Source organism: Streptomyces sp. NRRL B-3229, assembly GCF_000719505.1.
GTDB classification, from domain to species: domain Bacteria; phylum Actinomycetota; class Actinomycetes; order Streptomycetales; family Streptomycetaceae; genus Streptomyces; species Streptomyces griseorubiginosus.
Genome location: NZ_JOGP01000008.1, coordinates 195,387 through 213,604, shown reverse-complemented (window position 1 = coordinate 213,604; position 18,218 = coordinate 195,387). Strand labels below are relative to the sequence as shown.

The window sequence follows — 18,218 nt, the reverse complement described above, 5'->3', positions numbered from 1 at the left end:
GCCGCGGTCGGTACGGCCGGGGGCAGAGGCAAGAGGGCGGCGCCCCGCGGGATCTCCCCGCGGGGCGCCGCCCTCTTGCCTACAGCGCTCCCGCCTCTTCCGTCTACAGCGCGCCCACCTCGGAGGCGTACGGCGGCTCCGCGCCCGCTCGTGAGCAGGTGATCGCCGCCGCGCGGGCCGCGAAACGCAACAGCCGGGTCCAGTCGTCGACGCGCAGTGCGGCGAGCGCCGCAGGAGAGAGTGCGTCGAGGGCCGCCAGGCCGTGCAGCAGCGCCGCGTTCACGGTGTCGCCGGCACCGATCGTGTCCACGACGTCGACCTTCTCGCCCGGCACGGGAAGCGCCGACCCGTCCCGGGTGAACACGCTCAGCCCGTCACCGCCGTGGGTGATCACCACCGCCGAGGGGCCCGCTGCCAGCCATTCCTGGGGGGTGCCGCCGAGCCACAGCGCGTCCTCCTCGGAGAGCTTGAGCAGGGACACCGACGGCAGCCAGCTCTTGAACCGGGCCCGGTACGCGTCCGCGTCGGGGATCAGCCCGGCCCGGATGTTCGGGTCGAGCGCGGTGAACACGCCCTGTGCGGCGGCGGCCCGCAGCAGCTCCTCGTAGGCGCTCGCTCCCGGTTCCAGGACGAGCGAGCAGGTGCCGAAGGAGACCGCGCGGGTGCCGGAGGGCAGTGCGGTGGGTGCCGTGAACAGACGGTCGGCGGTGCCGTCGACGTAGAAGGAGTAGGCGGCCGAGCCGCCGTCGTCGATCGAGGCGACGGCGAGCGTGGTGGGTTCGGTCCCGCGCTGGACGTCGGACACGTCCACCCCCGCCTCCCGCAGTCCGTCGAGCAGGGCCTCGCCGAACGCGTCGAGCGAGACGCGGGAGCAGAACGCCGTGGGGGAGCCGAGCCGGCCGAGGGCCACGGCGGTGTTGTAGGGGCCGCCGCCGAGCGCGGGCTTGAGACTCGCGAGGGCGCCCCTGCCCTGCGGTACCAGATCGATCAGGGCCTCACCGGCGACGACGATCACGAGACGGTTCCTTTCGACTGCGAGGACTGGGAGCGTGGCGCAGGGCGGCCGTACTCCCCGGTCTCCGCACAGCCGCACGACGTGCGGTGCACGAAGGCACAGGGCAGACGCAGGGTACGGCTGGGGCGATCCGGGGCGGCGAGCCGGTCCAGGAGCAGGCGGACCGCTTCGGTGCCGATCTCCCTGCTGGGCTGGGCGATCGCGGTGAGCCGGGGGGCGAACAGGTCCGCCCAGGCGAAGTCGTCGAAGCAGCACAGCGCCAGGTCGTCCGGTACCGAGAGGCCGCGTTCGCGCAGGGTGCGCAGGGTGCCGATGGTCATCGTGTTGTTGGCGGTGACCAGGGCGGTGGGGGGTGTCGGGAGGGCGAGCAGGGCGGCGGTGGCCAGTTCCGCGCCGGCCGACTCGGAGTCGCCGTGGACGATCAGGTGGGGGTCGTAGGGCAGGCCGGAGGCGGTGAGGCCCTGCCGGTACCCGGCGATCCGTTCGGCGGTGGTGCTGAGCCCCGGCAGGCCGGCCACCAGACCGATGCGCCGGTGGCCGAGCCCGGCGAGGTGGGTGACCAGGTCGGCCGTCGGCCGGGTGCTCTCGGCACACACCTGATCGAAGCGCCGAGGGCCGCCCGACGGAGGGCCCGCGTCCCCCGGCCCGCCAAGGACGGCACCGGGCTCCTCACCGCCGGCGCCGACACCCGCATCCCCCGGCCGCCCCTCAACCCCGCCCGCTCCGTCCACCACCCGGTCCAGGAACACCGTCGGGACCTCGTGCCGCGTGAGGTAGGAGACGAGTTCACGAGGGTCCGCCGAAGGCGCGACGATCATGCCGTCCACGCGCCGTTCGTGCAGCAGCTGGACGACCTTGCGCTCGTGCTCGGGGTCGTCGTGCGGATCGGCGATGAGCAGGCTGTAGCCGTGTTCGAGGGCGCCCGCCTCCACGCCCTGGAGGATCTCCGTGAAGTACGGGTTGCTGATCGCCGAGACCGCGAGCCCGATGGAACGGGTGCGGGAGGTCACCAGGGAGCGGGCCAGGGTGTTGGGGGTGTACCCGAGTTCGTCCACCGCGTCGAGCACGGCCTGCCGGGTGTGGGGCAGAACCGGCCGGGTGCCGTTGAGGACGTGCGAGACGGTCGCCACCGACACGCCCGCAGTGCGTGCCACGTCGGCCATGGTCGGCATCGAGCCCCTCCCGGACAGGCGGCTTCCCGGATCGGGGGCCCCGGACGGTGTCCCCACGGCCGGGAACGTATCTCATCCAGCGGCGCACGTAAACGCTTACGCAAACGTTTACGTCGGGTCACCGGCTGAGTCCGGGTTGCCGGGGTTCGTATCACCGGCCCGAGGTCGTATCACCGGCCCAGGGCCGTATCGCCGGCCCAGGGCCGTATCACCGGCCCGAGGCCCGGGCCCTCACTCCCAGTCCCACCCGATCCCCACGACCCCCGACCGCACCCGCGGCTCGACGAGGTGGACCGAGTGGTGGTGGCCGGTGAGCGCCAGTTCCTGGCGGCTGCCGCGGGGCGCCGCGGGGGAGTGCTGGGTGAAGCGGTGGCAGCGCACCGGCAGCGCGTTCTCGTCGAACCGGACCTGGAGCGCGTACTGGCCGCCGGGCGAGCCGAAGCCGCGGACGTACTCGCGCGAGACCCCGCCCGTGCCGTCCTCGACGCGGTAGCGGAACAGGAAGGTGTCACCCGCCCGCAGCCGGGCGTCCAGGAGCAGCTCGGCCACCAGCACCCCGGTCTCGTGGTGCCGGCGCACCCGCCCCGTACGGCAGTTCTCCAGGGCGTGCACGGCCATGTGCTCCGGCGCGCATCCCGGATCGCCGTGGTGGACGGCCATGAAGCGGTCGACGCCCTCGCGGTGGGCCCGCACGATGTGGTGCGACTCGAGGCCGCGCAGCTCGCGACGGGGCCCTATGTCTATCCGCTCGTGGTGGCCGAGGGTGTGCAGCCCGCCGTCGTGCGGCGAGTCCAGCTCGTCCAGCAGCTGTCCGAGCACGTCCGAGGCAGCAAGGAGGGAGCGGTAGGAACGGGTCGCGGAACGCTCGGCGGCCGGCCGGTCGTCGTACTCGGCGAGCAGCCGGATCAGCGACTCCTCCGGCAGCTGAAGAATCTCCTCCAGCGCGCGGACGGCTCGTAGCGACTCGGGCCGCTGCGGGCGCCGGGCGCCCTGCTGCCAGTAACTCAGGCTGGTCACACCGACCTTGACCCCGTGGCGCGACAGATGGTGCTGGACGCGCTGGAGCGGCAGCCCCCGTGCGGCGATCGCGGCGCGCAGCGCGACATGGAAGGGGCCGCCTCGCAGGGCCGTGTCCAGTTCCGCGTCGACGACGGTCGCGACATCCGCGTGCTGTGTGGCGTGCGGCATGCAGGGGCCTTTCTGTACAGGTCCGGGCGGCTGGTCAGGCCGTTCCAAGGAGGGGTGTGCCGGGATCGTTGGGGCTGTGCCGGGGGAGGCTTCACATCCGTACGCCGCTGTTCCCGGTCCCGAGTTCCCCCGCATTGAAGCGTGTTGGACTGGTCCCGACAACACCTGCCGTCCAACGACCGTGCGCTCTCGGCCGGTTGGGGCACCGTTCCGGGTGGCCGGCGGCCCGGTCCGGACCGTCGGCGGGCCCTCCGCCCAGGCGCTCGAGGTCTCGCCGTCGCCGTCCGAGAGGGCCGTCGGCCGGACTGCGGGAGACCGGCCGGTCAGCCCCGAAGGATGTGAGCTCGCCCTCGTGACGAGTACCACGACGAGGAGACCATGTCCGCTCGCCCACGTGCGTCGGCCGCTGAGCGGGAGCACAGGGTTGTCCACAGGCTCGTCGGAGTGTCAGCCCTCGCCAGTAGGGTGTGAGACATGGCCGACCCCTCCAGCTACCGCCCCAAACCAGGGGAGATCCCGGACACCCCCGGGGTGTACAGGTTCCGCGACGAGCACCGCCGGGTGATCTACGTCGGAAAGGCGAAGAGCCTGCGCCAGCGCCTGGCGAACTACTTCCAGGACCTGGCGAGCCTGCACCCCCGCACCCGCACGATGGTGACCACCGCCGCGTCCGTGGAGTGGACGGTGGTGTCCACGGAGGTCGAGGCCCTCCAGCTGGAGTACTCCTGGATCAAGGAGTTCGACCCCCGGTTCAACGTCAAGTACCGCGACGACAAGAGCTACCCGTACCTCGCGGTGACGATGAACGAGGAGTTCCCCCGCGTGCAGGTGATGCGCGGCCAGAAACGCAAGGGCGTGCGCTACTTCGGGCCGTACGGACACGCGTGGGCGATCCGCGACACCGTCGACCTCCTGCTGCGTGTCTTCCCCGTCCGTACCTGCTCGGCCGGCGTCTTCAAGAACGCCGCCCGCACCGGACGCCCCTGCCTCCTCGGCTACATCGGCAAGTGCTCGGCGCCCTGCGTCGACCGCGTCTCGGCCGACGAGCACCGCGACCTGGCCGAGGACTTCTGCGACTTCATGGCCGGCCGCACCGGCACCTACATCCGCCGCCTGGAGCAGCAGATGGCGGACGCGGCCGAGGAGATGGAGTACGAGCGGGCGGCCCGGCTGCGCGACGACATCGGGGCCCTGAAGAAGGCCATGGAGAAGAGCGCGGTCGTGCTCGCCGACGCCACCGACGCCGACCTGATCGCGGTCGCCGAGGACGAGCTGGAAGCTGCCGTCCAGATCTTCCACGTCCGCGGCGGACGCGTACGCGGCCAGCGCGGCTGGGTCACCGACAAGGTCGAGGAGATCACCACCGGCGCCCTCGTCGAACACGCCCTCCAGCAGCTCTACGGCGAGGAGAAGGGCGACGCGGTCCCCAAGGAGGTCCTGGTCCCCGCCCTGCCAGAGCCGGTGGAGCCGGTCCAGGAGTGGCTCGCCGAGCGCCGCGGGTCGGGCGTCTCGCTGCGCATCCCGCAGCGCGGCGACAAGAAGGCCCTGATGGAGACCGTGCAGCGCAACGCCCAGCAGGCGCTCGTCCTCCACAAGACCAAGCGCGCCTCCGACCTCACCACGCGCTCGCGAGCCCTGGAGGAGATCGCCGAGGCCCTCGACCTGGACAGCGCCCCCCTCCGGATCGAGTGCTACGACATCTCCCACCTCCAGGGCGACGACGTGGTCGCCTCCATGGTCGTCTTCGAGGACGGCCTCCAGCGCAAGAGCGAGTACCGCCGCTTCCAAATCAAGGGATTCGCCGGGCAGGACGACGTGCGGTCCATGCACGAAGTGATCTCCCGCCGGTTCCGCCGCTACCTCGCCGAGAAGGAGAAGACCGGCGAGTGGGTCGACGACGCCTCGCAGGCGGCTTTCAAGGACGCCTCGGGCAAGGACGTCCCGACCGGCGCCCCGGACGCCCCTGACAGCGGCCTCAAGGACGACGACGGCCGCCCCAAGAAGTTCGCCTACCCGCCCCAGCTCGTCGTGGTCGACGGCGGCCGTCCCCAGGTCGCCGCGGCGAAGCGGGCACTGGACGAGCTCGGCATCGACGACATCGCCGTCTGCGGCCTCGCCAAGCGCCTGGAGGAGGTGTGGCTGCCCGACGACGAGGACCCGATCGTGCTGCCCCGCACCAGCGAAGGCCTGTACCTTCTCCAGCGGGTGCGTGACGAGGCCCACCGCTTCGCCATCACCTACCAGCGCACCAAGCGGGCCCAGCGCTTCCGGTCGAGCCCGCTCGACGACGTCCCCGGCCTCGGGGACACACGCAAGCAGGCCCTCCTGAAACATTTCGGGTCCTTGAAGAAACTACGATCCGCCACCATCGACCAGATCTGCGAGGTCCCCGGCATAGGCCGCAAGACGGCCGAGACGATCGCCGTGGCCCTCGCCCAGGCGGCCCCGGCCGCGCCCGCCGTCAACACGGCGACTGGAGAGATCATGGACGAAGAGGAACCCGGTACCACGGGTTCCGGTGGGGATCCCGTGTCGGCGGGCGCCCCGGACGAACGACGGGGGCAGGAGACATGAATGTGAACGAGCACGAAGAACCACAGCACCAGAGCGGAGACGACACCCAGGTGAGCACGGGCGCACCCCACGACACTTCCGGAGTCCCGGAGGCCGCCATCCCCGAGCTGGTGATCATCTCCGGCATGTCCGGCGCCGGCCGCTCCACCGCCGCCAAGTGTCTGGAGGACCTCGGCTGGTTCGTCGTCGACAACCTCCCGCCCGCGCTGATCCCCACCATGGTGGAGCTCGGCGCCCGCTCCCAGGGCAATGTGGCCCGGATCGCGGTGGTCGTCGACGTGCGCGGCCGGCGCTTCTTCGACAACCTCCGCGAGTCCCTCGCCGACCTGGAGTCCAAGCACGTCACCCGCCGGATCGTCTTCCTGGAGTCCTCCGACGAGGCCCTGGTGCGCCGCTTCGAGTCCGTGCGCCGCCCGCACCCCCTCCAGGGCGACGGCCGCATCGTCGACGGCATCGACGCCGAGCGTGAGCTGCTGCGCGAGCTGCGCGGCGACGCCGACCTGGTCATCGACACCTCCAGCCTCAACGTCCACGAGCTGCGCGCCAAGATGGACGCCCAGTTCGCCGGCGAGGAGGAGCCCGAGCTGCGGGCCACCGTCATGTCGTTCGGCTTCAAGTACGGCCTCCCGGTCGACGCCGACCTGGTCGCGGACATGCGGTTCCTGCCCAACCCGCACTGGGTCCCGGAGCTGCGGCCCTTCACCGGCCTCAACGAGGAGGTGTCGGCGTACGTCTTCAACCAGCCCGGCGCCAAGGAGTTCCTCGACCGCTACGCCGAGCTGCTGCGCCTGATCGCGGCCGGCTACCGCCGTGAGGGCAAGCGGTACGTGACGATCGCCATCGGCTGCACCGGCGGCAAGCACCGCTCGGTCGCCACCTCGGAGAAGCTCGCCGCGCGTCTCGCGGCCGAAGGCGTGGAGACGGTGGTCGTGCACCGGGACATGGGACGGGAATGACCGCACGCACTCCGCGGCTGAGCAGGCTGCGACGGGCGGTTCCCGAAGGCCGGGCGTCCCGGCCCGTCGAGACCCGCGGCGCGCGGCCCCGGCGGCGCGGTACCCAGCCCAAGGTGGTGGCGCTCGGCGGAGGCATGGGCCTGTCCGCCTCGCTCGCCGCTCTGCGCCGGATCACCGGCGATCTCACCGCCGTCGTCACCGTGGCCGACGACGGCGGCTCCAGCGGACGCCTGCGCGACGAGCTGGGGGTGCTGCCGCCCGGCGACCTGCGCAAGGCGCTGGCCGCGCTGTGCGGCGACGACGACTGGGGCCAGACCTGGGCCCGGGTCATCCAGCACCGCTTCCAGTCCAAGGGCGATCTGCACGAACACGCGGTCGGCAATCTGCTGATCGTCGCCCTGTGGGAGCAGCTCGGCGACCATGTCCAGGCTCTCGACCTGGTCGGCAGGCTGCTGGGCGCCCATGGCCGGGTGCTGCCCATGTCCGCGGTGCCCCTGGAGCTCCAGGCCCTGGTCAAGGGGCACGATCCGGAGCGGCCCGAGGACGTGGGGACCGTACGGGGGCAGGCGACGGTGGCCCTGACCCCGGGCGAGGTGCAGTCGGTGCACGTCGTGCCGCACGACCCGCCGGCGGTGCCCGAGGCGGTGGAGGCGGTCCGGGACGCGGACTGGGTGGTCCTCGGCCCCGGCTCGTGGTTCTCCTCGGTGATCCCGCACCTGCTCGTGCCCGAACTGCTGGACGCGCTCACCCAGACGAAGGCGCGCCGGGTACTCTCCCTGAACCTCGCACCGCAGCCGGGAGAAACCGATGGCTTCTCCCCGCAGCGTCATTTGGAGGTTTTGGGACGACACGCCCCTAAACTCGCCCTGGACGTGGTGCTGGCCGACCAGGCCGCCGTGCCCGACCGCGACTCCCTGACCGATGCCGCCGAGCGGTTCGGCGCCGCGGTCGAGCTGGCCCCGGTGGCCCGGCCCGACGGAACCCCGAGGCATGACCCGGAGCTGTTGGCCGCCGCGTACGACCGTATTTTTCGGATGCATGGAAGGATCGGCCCATGGCGATGACGGCAGCGGTGAAGGACGAGATCTCCCGGCTCCCCGTCACCCGTACCTGCTGCAGAAAGGCGGAGGTCTCCGCCATCCTGCGGTTCGCCGGCGGCCTCCACCTGGTGAGCGGGCGCATTGTGATCGAGGCCGAGCTGGACACCGCGATGGCGGCCCGCCGGCTCAAGCGGGACATCCTGGAGATCTTCGGCCACAGCTCGGAGCTGATCGTGATGGCCCCGGGCGGACTGCGCCGCGGCTCCCGGTACGTCGTGCGGGTCGTCGCCGGCGGTGACCAGCTGGCCCGGCAGACCGGCCTGGTCGACGGCCGGGGCCGGCCGATCCGGGGGCTGCCCCCGCAGGTCGTCTCCGGCGCCACCTGTGACGCCGAGGCCGCCTGGCGCGGGGCCTTCCTGGCGCACGGCTCGCTCACCGAGCCCGGCCGCTCGTCCTCCCTGGAGGTGACCTGCCCGGGCCCGGAGGCCGCGCTCGCGCTGGTCGGTGCCGCCCGCCGGCTCTCGATCGCCGCCAAGGCCCGCGAGGTCCGGGGGGTCGACCGGGTCGTCGTCCGCGACGGCGACGCGATCGGTGCGCTGCTCACCCGCCTCGGCGCCCACGAGTCGGTGCTCGCCTGGGAGGAGCGCCGGATGCGGCGCGAGGTGCGGGCCACGGCCAACCGGCTCGCCAACTTCGACGACGCCAACCTGCGCCGCTCGGCGCGCGCGGCCGTCGCCGCGGGGGCGCGGGTCCAGCGGGCCCTGGAGATCCTCGCCGACGACGTGCCCGAGCACCTCGCGGCCGCGGGGCGGCTGCGGATGGACCACAAGCAGGCCTCCCTGGAGGAGCTCGGGGCGCTCGCCGACCCTCCGCTGACCAAGGACGCCGTGGCGGGCCGTATCCGACGGCTGCTGGCGATGGCCGACAAGCGCGCCTCCGACCTGGGCATCCCGGGCACGGAGTCCAGCATCACCGAGGAGATGGCCGACAACCTCGTCGGCTGACGGACCTTCAGCACGCCGGTGCCTTCACCCACTTGAGTGAAGGCACCGGCGTTTGCGCATCCGTGAGGCGCCCTTGACTCGATCATGAAGTGTCATGAGCCTGGCATCTGTTCGCCGCTGTGGCGGACCACCGCAAGGGGGGCTCATGAGACGTAGAGCGAGACCGATCCTCGCTGTTGGCGCACTTCTCCTCGGCGGCGCGGGCCTCGTGCCCGTCGCCCAGGCCGCGGAGAACGCCGCTTCTCCTGATCCGAACGAAGTCAAGGTCTTCCGGGCCGAGGTGACCAGCGCGCAGGTACCCCTGCTGCTGGCGGCCGGCCAGGACGGCCACGAACTGAGCGAGCAGGTGCCCGCGAAGGGCACCGCGACCGTCGAGGTCTACCTCACCGACCAGGAGGCGGAGAAGCTCGAGGAGAAGGGTGTCGAGCTCACCGAGCACACCCTGACCGCCAAGGCCGAGGCGCGGGTCGAGAAGGCCGCCGAGGGCGTGTTCCGGCCGTACAGCGGCAGCGGCGGGCTCAAGGAGGAACTCCTCGCCACGGCCCGGGCCAACCCCTCGCTCACCAAGCTCGTCTCCATCGGCAAGACCGTGAACGGCCAGGACATCCTCGCGCTCAAGCTGACCAGGGACGCGAAGAAGTCCAAGGACGGCGCCAAGCCCTCCGTCCTCTACATGTCCAACCAGCACGCGCGCGAGTGGATCACGCCGGAGATGACCCGGCGGCTGCTGCACTACTACGTGGACGGCTACAGGACCGACAAGCGACTGAAGAAGATCGTCGACTCCACCGAGCTGTGGTTCGTCCTGTCGGCCAACCCCGACGGCTACGACTACACCTTCAAGAGCGCCGACAACCGTCTGTGGCGCAAGAACCTGCACGACAACAACGGCGACGGCGTCATCGGCGTCGGCGACGGCGTCGACCTCAACCGCAACTTCTCCTACAAGTGGGGCTACGACAACGAGGGTTCCTCGCCCAACCCCACCAGTGAGACCTACCGCGGCACGGCCCCGGGCTCCGAGCCCGAGACCAAGGCGCTGGACGCCTTCGAGAAGCGCATCGGCTTCACCTACGGCATCAACTACCACTCCGCCGCCGAACTCCTCCTCTACGGGGTCGGCTGGCAGGTGGCCACCGACACGCCCGACGACATCATGTACAAGGCGCTCGCCGGCACCCCGGACAACTCGGCGATCCCCGGCTACCGGCCGCAGGTCTCCTCGGAGCTGTACACCACCAACGGCGAGGCGGACGGCCACGCGTCGAACGTCAACGGCCTGGCGATGTTCACCCCCGAGATGTCGACCTGCCAGACCGCCTCGGACCTCGACCCGAACGACCAGTGGAACGCGGCCGACTGCCAGTCGGTGTTCAACTTCCCGGACGACGAGAAGCTGATCCAGCAGGAGTTCCACAAGAACATCCCGTTCGCGCTCTCCGTCGCCGAGTCCGCCGCCAAGCCGGACCAGCCGAAGTCCTCGCTCGGCCTCAAGGCCGCCGACTTCACCCCGAAGCCGTTCACCACGTCCTACGCGCGCGGCGCCGACCAGGAGGTCTCCGTCGTCGTCCGCAGGTCCGTGCGGGACAAGGAGCTCAAGTACCGTGTCAACGGCGGCCGTACGCACGACCGGGACCTCAGGGCCTGGAAGGGCGGTGAGACCTACGGAGGCGAGGACAACCTCTACTACGACGAGTACCGGGCCAAGGTCGAGGACGCCAGGCCGGGCGACAAGGTCGAGGTCTGGTTCACCGGCCGGGACAAGAGCGGGAAGTCCACCTCCAGCACGCACTTCACGTACACGGTCGCGCAGCGGCCCCGCGCGGACGTGCTGGTGGTCGCCGAGGAGGGCGCGACCGCCACACAGGCGCAGACGTACGTCGACGCGCTCAAGGCGGCCGGCCGTCAGGCGATCGTCTGGAACGTCGGCACCCAGGGCGCGCCCGACGCGCTCGGCGTACTGGACCACTTCAAGTCGGTCGTGCACTACACGGGCGCGACCGTCCCGGGCAACGCCACCCAGCTCCAGCTGCGCGCCTTCCTCAACGAGGGCGGCAAGCTGATCGAGGCGGGCGAGCGGGCCGGCGGCAGCGTCGACCTGGGCGGCGGCACGCTGTCCAACGACTTCAGCCAGTACTACCTGGGCGCCTACACCCGTACGACCCTGCCGAACGCCACCGCCTTCCAGGGCACCGGCAAGCTCGCCGGCCCCTCCGGGACGCTCGGCGCCGCGCCCGGCAACCCGCTGGACGCGGCCGGCTCCTTCAGCGTCACCTCGGACAACCTGCCGGCGGCGACCTTCCCGCAGTTCGCGAGCGCGGGAGCGGGCAGCTACCCCGGCACGCCCAACCCGTACGGGCCGTACGAGGGCTCCTCCATGGCGGCCGTCACGCACAGCGACTACGCCTGGAACCGTCTGACCCGCACCGTCGACCTCACCCAGGTGACCGCCGCGCAGGCGCCCACGCTGCGCACCCGGATGCTGTGGGACACCGAGGAGGGCTACGACCACGCCGTCCTGGAGGCGCACACCGCCGGGGCCGACGACTGGACCACCCTCCCCGAGAAGAACGGCGCGACCAGCAACGCGGTGCCCGCCGAGTGCGAGGCCGGGTTCTTCATCGCGGCCCACCCCGCGCTCAAGCGGTACCTGACGCAGACCGCCGCCGGCTGCACGCCCACCGGGACCAGCGGCCAGTGGAACAGCTTCACCGGGGCCTCGGCCGGCTGGCAGGAGGTCTCCTTCGACCTCTCCGCCTACGCGGGCAAGAAGGTCGAGGTGTCCTTCAGCTACATCACCGACCCCGGCTCCGGCGGTCGCGGTGTGCTGCTCGACAACACCTCCGTGGTCGTCGGCGGGCAGGCCGTCGAGACCGAGGGCTTCGAGACCTCGCTCGGCGCCTGGAGCGTGCCCGGACCGCCCGCGGGCAGCCCCGCGGTCGTCAAGGACTGGGGCCGGGCCGGAGAGCTGTTCCGGACGTACGGCGCGGTCACCACGGACGACACCGTGCTGCTGGGCTTCGGCCTGGAGCACGTCACCGCGGCGGCCGACCGCACGGCCCTGATCCGCAAGGCACTCGCGGCCGTCGGAGGGTGAACCCGTGGTGACCCGGCGTAGCCCTTCCGGGTGACCGCAGTTTTCGATCCGGGGCGGTCCGTACCCCTACTGACGGGTACGGACCGCCTGCCCTTTTATGCGGCATCTCGATGTCACCCCGAAAGCCTCAGGGAGGTAGGGTCGGGAGTGGTCGGGGACATCCCATACAGCTCGCCGGTCTCGAAACCGGCGTACCAACGAGGAGATCGGTTCGTGACGATCCGCGTAGGCATCAACGGCTTTGGCCGCATCGGTCGTAACTACTTCCGCGCGCTGCTGGAGCAGGGTGCTGACATCGAGATCGTGGCTGTCAACGACCTGGGTGACACCGCGACCACCGCGCACCTGCTGAAGTACGACACCATCCTGGGCCGCCTCAAGGCCGAGGTGTCGCACACCGCCGACACGATCACTGTCGACGGTCACACCATCAAGGTGCTGTCCGAGCGCAACCCGGCCGACATTCCGTGGGGCGAGCTGGGCGTCGACATCGTCGTCGAGTCCACCGGCATCTTCACGAAGAAGGCCGACGCCGAGAAGCACATCGCGGGCGGCGCCAAGAAGGTCCTCATCTCGGCTCCGGCCAAGGACGAGGACATCACCATCGTGATGGGCGTCAACGAGAACAAGTACGACGCGGCCAACCACCACGTCATCTCCAACGCCTCCTGCACCACCAACTGTGTGGCGCCGATGGCCAAGGTCCTCGACGAGAACTTCGGCATCGTCAAGGGTCTGATGACCACGGTCCACGCGTACACGAACGACCAGCGCATCCTGGACTTCCCGCACTCGGACCTGCGCCGTGCCCGCGCCGCCGCGGAGAACATCATCCCGACCACCACGGGTGCCGCCAAGGCCACCGCGCTGGTCCTCCCGCAGCTCAAGGGCAAGCTCGACGGCATCGCGATGCGCGTCCCGGTCCCCACCGGTTCCGCCACCGACCTGGTCGTGGAGCTGGAGCGCGAGGTCACCAAGGACGAGGTCAACGCCGCGTTCAAGAAGGCCTCCGAGGGCGAGCTCCAGGGCTACCTGTCGTACACGGAGGACCCGATCGTGTCCTCCGACATCGTCAGTGACCCGTCGTCCTGCACCTTCGACTCCTCCCTGACCATGGTCCAGGAGGGCAAGTCCGTGAAGATCCTCGGCTGGTACGACAACGAGTGGGGTTACTCCAACCGCCTCGTCGACCTCACGGTCTTCGTCGGCAACCAGCTCTGATCCACAGAGCAGGCAGGAACCTCCGTGAGTCAACAGGGCCCGGGCGGCGCAGGGACGCGCCGTCCGGGCCCTGACTCACGTGCAGAACCGCCCTCGTACGATCAGAGCACCCTCACCAGGAGTTCCCTCATGAAGACGATCGACGAACTCATCGCCGAAGGCGTGGACGGCAAGCGGGTCTTCGTCCGCGCCGACCTCAACGTGCCGCTCGCCGACGGCCTCATCACCGACGACGGCCGCATCCGTGCCGTCCTGCCCACCGTCAAGTCCCTCGTGGAGGCGGGCGCCAAGGTGGTCGTGGCGTCGCACCTCGGCCGCCCCAAGGGCGCGCCGGACCCGGCCTTCTCCCTGCTTCCCGCCGCCGAGCGGCTCGGCGAACTGCTGGGCGCCCCCGTGGCCTTCGCCCAGGACACCGTGGGCCCCGCGGCCCACGACGCCGTGAACGGCCTCGAGCCCGGCCAGGTCGCCGTGATCGAGAACCTGCGCTTCAACGCGGGCGAGACCTCCAAGGACGACACCGAGCGCGGCGAGTTCGCGGACCAGCTGGCCGCCCTCGCGGACGTCTACGTCGGCGACGGCTTCGGCGCGGTGCACCGCAAGCACGCCTCGGTCTTCGACCTGCCGGCCCGGCTGCCGCACTACGCCGGCTACCTCATCGCCACCGAGGTCGGCGTCCTGAAGAAGCTCACCGACGACGTCAAGCGGCCCTACGTGGTCGTGCTCGGCGGCGCCAAGGTCTCCGACAAGCTCGCCGTCATCGACGAGCTGCTCGGCAAGGCCGACCGCATCCTCATCGGCGGCGGCATGGCCTTCACCTTCCTCAAGGCCAAGGGCCACGAGGTCGGCGCCTCCCTGCTCCAGGAGGACCAGATCCCGGCGGTCCTGGAGTACATCGAGCGCGCCGAGAAGACCGGCGTCGAGCTGGTTCTGCCGGTCGACGCCGTGGTCGCCCCGGCCTTCCCGGACCTGAAGACCAAGGCCCCGGCCGACGCCACCACCGTCGCCGCGGACGCCATCCCGGCCGACCGGATGGGCCTGGACATCGGTCCGGCCTCCGGCAAGCTGTACGCCTCGAAGATCACCGACGCCGCCACCGTCTTCTGGAACGGCCCGATGGGCGTCTTCGAGCACCCGGAGTTCGCCGAGGGCACCAAGGCGGTCGCCCAGGCCCTCCTCGACTCCCAGGCCTTCACGGTCGTCGGCGGTGGCGACTCCGCCGCGGCCGTCCGCATCCTGGGCTTCGACGAGAACGCGTTCGGACACATCTCGACCGGTGGCGGCGCCTCCCTCGAATACCTCGAGGGCAAGACGCTCCCCGGCCTCGCCGCACTGGAGGACTGACCCCGCATGACCACTCGCACGCCGATCATGGCGGGTAACTGGAAGATGAACCTCAACCACCTCGAGGCCATCGCGCACGTCCAGAAGCTCGCCTTCGCCCTCGCGGACAAGGACTACGAGGCCGTCGAGGTCGCCGTCCTGCCGCCCTTCACCGACCTGCGCTCCGTGCAGACCCTGGTGGACGGCGACAAGCTCAAGATCAAGTACGGCGCCCAGGACCTCTCGGCGCACGACTCCGGCGCCTACACCGGTGAGATCTCCGGCTCGATGCTGGCCAAGCTGAAGTGCACGTACGTGGCGATCGGCCACTCCGAGCGCCGTCAGTACCACGCCGAGACCGACGAGATCGTCAACGCCAAGGTCAAGGCCGCCTACAAGCACGGCCTCACCCCGATCCTGTGCGTAGGCGAGGAGCTGGAGGTCCGCGAGGCGGGCAACCACGTCTCCCACACCCTCGCCCAGGTCGAGGGCGGTCTGAAGGACCTCCCGGCCGAGCAGGCCGAGTCCGTCGTCATCGCCTACGAGCCCGTCTGGGCCATCGGCACCGGCAAGGTCTGCGGCGCCGAGGACGCCCAGGAGGTCTGCGCCGCCATCCGCGGCAAGATCGCCGAGCTGTACACCCAGGAGCTGGCCGACCAGGTCCGCATCCAGTACGGCGGCTCCGTCAAGGCCGGCAACGTCGCCGAGATCATGGCGCAGGCCGACATCGACGGCGCCCTGGTCGGCGGTGCCTCCCTGGACGCCGATGAGTTCGTCAAGATCGTGCGCTTCCGGGACCAGTGAGTAGGCCTTAGCGGCGATCCGTCGTACTCTTGCGGGGGCATGGCCCTGACGGCCGTGCCCCCGTCGTTCATCCGAATCCGAGAGAGTTGGTCCAGCCGTGGTTTTGGGGTTCTCGATCGCCCTGATCGTCTTCAGCGGGCTGCTGATGCTGCTGGTGCTGATGCACAAGGGGAAGGGCGGCGGCCTCTCCGACATGTTCGGTGGCGGCATGCAGTCGTCCGTCGGTGGCTCCTCGGTCGCCGAGCGCAACCTCGACCGCATCACCGTGGTGATCGGTCTGCTGTGGTTCGCGTGCATCATCGTCCTCGGTCTCCTCATGAAGACGAACAGCTGAGCGGCCAGGCCACACACAGCACGTACATTCCGCACGTAAGGCCCCATGTTCGGTACGCGCACCTGAGCGCGGCCTATCATGGGGCTTGCGTCTAGGTGTGGGGGCTGTAACTCCAACCACTGGACGCGCGTTGGGCCTTACGTAGACTGAGGCGCTCGCAACGAAGCGACAACGCCGACTCGCTTCGCGGCACCATCACGCAGGGAGTTACGACCGTGGCAAGTGGCAACGCGATCCGAGGTAGCCGGGTCGGGGCGGGGCCGATGGGCGAGGCCGAGCGGGGCGAGTCCGCGCCCCGGCTGCGCATCTCCTTCTGGTGCTCCAACGGGCATGAGACGCAGCCCAGCTTCGCGAGCGACGCGCAGGTCCCCGATACCTGGGACTGCCCGCGCTGCGGCTTTCCCGCCGGACAGGACCGGGACAACCCGCCGGACCCGCCGCGCACCGAGCCGTACAAGACGCATCTCGCGTACGTACGGGAGCGGCGCAGCGACGCGGACGGCGAGGCGATCCTCGCCGAGGCGCTCGCCAAGCTGCGGGGCGAGATCTAGGAGTCGAGTGCCGGCCGGACACCGAGGGGTGTCTGGCCGGAGGTGTTTCACGGCTTGAGCCGTTCCACGGCCCGGCCTGTCCGTCGCTTTCGCCGTCTCGCTGATACCCGTGCTCCGTGCGCACGTATCTGTGGGTGCGGTCGGCGCCGCAGCCGTCACGGCTGGCGTCCCGCGTTGATCAACTACGTTGGCACAGCTGGGACAGGCACGAAAGAAGGCTGAAGTCGGACATGAACGCAGGCGGCCGTAGCAGGCTCAACCGGACGCCCGAGTGGACCGCGCTGACCGAGCACCGCGAGGCGCTCGGCGAGGTGCGGCTCAGGGAACTGTTCGCCGCCGACCCGGGGCGCGGTACCGGGTACACCCTGCGGGTCGGGGACCTGTACGTCGACTACTCCAAGCACCTGGTCACCGACGAGACCCTGCGGCTGCTGCGCGAACTCGCCTCCGCCACCGACGTGTTCGGCCTGCGGGACGCCATGTTCCGCGGCGAGCGGATCAACACCACCGAGGACCGGGCCGTTCTGCACACCGCACTGCGCGCCCCGCGCGACGCGGTGATCGAGGTCGACGGCGAGAACGTCGTGCCCCGCGTGCACGCCGTCCTCGACAAGATGAGCGACTTCGCGCACCGGGTCCGCTCCGGGGGGTGGACCGGCCACACCGGCAAGCGGATCAGGAACGTCGTCAACATCGGCATCGGCGGCTCCGACCTCGGCCCCGCGATGGCCTACGAGGTGCTGCGCGGCTTCACCGACCGCGACCTCACCGTCCGCTTCGTGTCCAACGTCGACGGCGCCGACCTGCACGAGGCGACCCGTGACCTGGACGCGGCCGAGACGTTGTTCGTCATCGCCTCCAAGACCTTCACCACCATCGAGACGATCACCAACGCCACCTCGGCCCGCTCCTGGCTGCTCGGCGAGCTGAAGGCCGGTCAGGAGGCCGTCGCACAGCACTTCGTGGCGCTGTCGACCAACGCCGGCAAGGTGTCGGACTTCGGCATCGACACGGCCAACATGTTCGAGTTCTGGGACTGGGTCGGCGGCCGCTACTCCTACGACTCGGCGATCGGCCTGTCGCTGATGATCGCCATCGGCCCGGACCGCTTCCGGGAGATGCTCGACGGCTTCCGGCTCGTCGACGAGCACTTCAGGAACGCCCCTGCCGAGTCCAACGTCCCGCTGCTGCTGGGTCTGTTGGGCATCTGGTACGGCAACTTCCATGACGCCCAGTCGCACGCGGTGCTGCCGTACAGCCACTACCTCTCCAAGTTCACCGCGTACCTGCAACAGCTCGACATGGAGTCCAACGGCAAGTACGTGGGCCGGGACGGGCAGGCCGTCGAGTGGCAGACCGGGCCGGTGGTGTGGGGCACGCCCGGTACCAACGGGCAGCACGCCTACTACCAGCTCATCCACCAGGGGACCAAGGTGATCCCGGCGGACTTCATCGGCTTCGCCCGCCCGGTGGACGAGCTGAGCGACGAACTCGCAGCGCAGCACGACCTGTTGATGGCAAACTTCTTCGCCCAGACCCAGGCGCTGGCCTTCGGCAAGGCACCGGACGAGGTCCGCGCGGAGGGTGTGCCCGAGGAACTGGTCCCGCACAGGACGTTCCGGGGCAACCACCCGACCACGACGATCCTGGCCCGTGAGCTGACTCCGTCGGTCCTCGGCCAGCTCATCGCCCTGTACGAGCACAAGGTGTTCGTCCAGGGCGCGGTCTGGAACATCGACTCCTTCGACCAGTGGGGCGTCGAACTCGGCAAGGTCCTGGCCAAGCGGCTGGAACCGGCGCTCACCGAGGACGCGGACGTACCGGACCTGGACGCGTCGACCAAGGCGCTGGTGGCTGCGTACCGAGAGCTGCGGGGGCGGCAGTGAGCCGGTCCGAACAGAACTGCTGTGCGTTTTCTGTGCCCGTGCTCTAGGGTCACGCT

14 protein-coding genes are annotated in these 18,218 nt (G+C 70.4%); 11 read left to right on the top strand and 3 right to left on the bottom strand.

What is annotated here, in order from left to right; all coding sequences use genetic code 11:
- Nucleotides 1-103 precede the first annotated feature (103 nt).
- The 3 genes from IF54_RS0115250 to IF54_RS0115240 all read right to left on the bottom strand — a co-directional run bounded on the left by IF54_RS0115250 (nucleotide 104) and on the right by IF54_RS0115240 (nucleotide 3,375).
- Nucleotides 104-1,015, bottom strand: a complete 912-nt coding sequence (locus tag IF54_RS0115250; RefSeq protein WP_030318688.1) for a carbohydrate kinase family protein — start codon at nucleotides 1,013-1,015, stop codon at nucleotides 104-106.
- A complete protein-coding gene (locus tag IF54_RS0115245) occupies nucleotides 1,012-2,187 on the bottom strand; it encodes a LacI family DNA-binding transcriptional regulator (protein WP_030318687.1) in 1,176 nt (391 codons plus the stop codon). Before IF54_RS0115245 ends, IF54_RS0115250 begins: the two co-directional genes overlap by 4 nt.
- A 231-nt stretch (nucleotides 2,188-2,418) precedes the next feature.
- Nucleotides 2,419-3,375 (bottom strand): hypothetical protein, encoded by a 957-nt coding sequence (locus tag IF54_RS0115240; protein ID WP_030318684.1) that lies wholly within the window; start codon nucleotides 3,373-3,375, stop codon nucleotides 2,419-2,421.
- 474 nt (nucleotides 3,376-3,849) lie between these two features.
- Between IF54_RS0115240 and uvrC the strand changes: the two genes are divergently transcribed.
- The 11 genes from uvrC (at nucleotide 3,850) to pgi (ending at nucleotide 18,162) form a co-directional block, all read left to right on the top strand.
- Nucleotides 3,850-5,949: an excinuclease ABC subunit UvrC gene (gene uvrC / locus IF54_RS0115235; RefSeq protein ID WP_030318682.1), complete on the top strand. Its 2,100-nt coding sequence runs from the start codon at nucleotides 3,850-3,852 to the stop codon at nucleotides 5,947-5,949.
- Complete coding sequence (gene rapZ / locus IF54_RS0115230) at nucleotides 5,946-6,905, top strand: RNase adapter RapZ (protein ID WP_028809639.1); 960 nt, start codon at nucleotides 5,946-5,948, stop codon at nucleotides 6,903-6,905. Before uvrC ends, rapZ begins: the two co-directional genes overlap by 4 nt.
- Entirely contained in the window at nucleotides 6,902-7,969 is a 1,068-nt protein-coding gene (locus IF54_RS0115225; RefSeq protein ID WP_030318679.1) for a gluconeogenesis factor YvcK family protein, read from the top strand. The genes rapZ and IF54_RS0115225 overlap by 4 nt, the downstream gene beginning before the upstream one ends.
- On the top strand, nucleotides 7,960-8,949 hold the full coding sequence (gene whiA, locus IF54_RS0115220) for a DNA-binding protein WhiA (RefSeq protein ID WP_020120074.1): 990 nt from the start codon (nucleotides 7,960-7,962) through the stop codon (nucleotides 8,947-8,949). The genes IF54_RS0115225 and whiA overlap by 10 nt, the downstream gene beginning before the upstream one ends.
- 145 nt (nucleotides 8,950-9,094) lie before the next feature.
- The gene (locus IF54_RS0115215) at nucleotides 9,095-12,046 is read left to right on the top strand and encodes a M14 family metallopeptidase (protein WP_030318676.1); all 2,952 of its coding nucleotides are present in this window, start codon (nucleotides 9,095-9,097) and stop codon (nucleotides 12,044-12,046) included.
- 213 nt (nucleotides 12,047-12,259) lie between these two features.
- Nucleotides 12,260-13,267, top strand: a complete 1,008-nt coding sequence (gene gap / locus IF54_RS0115210; RefSeq protein WP_030318674.1) for a type I glyceraldehyde-3-phosphate dehydrogenase — start codon at nucleotides 12,260-12,262, stop codon at nucleotides 13,265-13,267.
- 129 nt (nucleotides 13,268-13,396) lie between these two features.
- Nucleotides 13,397-14,608, top strand: a complete 1,212-nt coding sequence (locus tag IF54_RS43375) for a phosphoglycerate kinase (protein WP_030318673.1) — start codon at nucleotides 13,397-13,399, stop codon at nucleotides 14,606-14,608.
- A 6-nt stretch (nucleotides 14,609-14,614) separates the two neighbouring features.
- On the top strand, nucleotides 14,615-15,391 hold the full coding sequence (tpiA, locus tag IF54_RS43370) for a triose-phosphate isomerase (RefSeq protein ID WP_030318671.1): 777 nt from the start codon (nucleotides 14,615-14,617) through the stop codon (nucleotides 15,389-15,391).
- Nucleotides 15,392-15,494: 103 nt separating this feature from the next.
- The gene (gene secG, locus IF54_RS0115195) at nucleotides 15,495-15,725 is read left to right on the top strand and encodes a preprotein translocase subunit SecG (RefSeq protein ID WP_020137612.1); all 231 of its coding nucleotides are present in this window, start codon (nucleotides 15,495-15,497) and stop codon (nucleotides 15,723-15,725) included.
- 215 nt (nucleotides 15,726-15,940) lie between these two features.
- Complete coding sequence (locus tag IF54_RS0115190) at nucleotides 15,941-16,276, top strand: RNA polymerase-binding protein RbpA (protein ID WP_003957010.1); 336 nt, start codon at nucleotides 15,941-15,943, stop codon at nucleotides 16,274-16,276.
- A gap of 230 nt (nucleotides 16,277-16,506) precedes the next feature.
- Nucleotides 16,507-18,162, top strand: coding sequence for a glucose-6-phosphate isomerase (gene pgi, locus IF54_RS0115185; RefSeq protein ID WP_030318668.1), 1,656 nt, complete (start codon nucleotides 16,507-16,509; stop codon nucleotides 18,160-18,162).
- Nucleotides 18,163-18,218 lie beyond the last annotated feature (56 nt).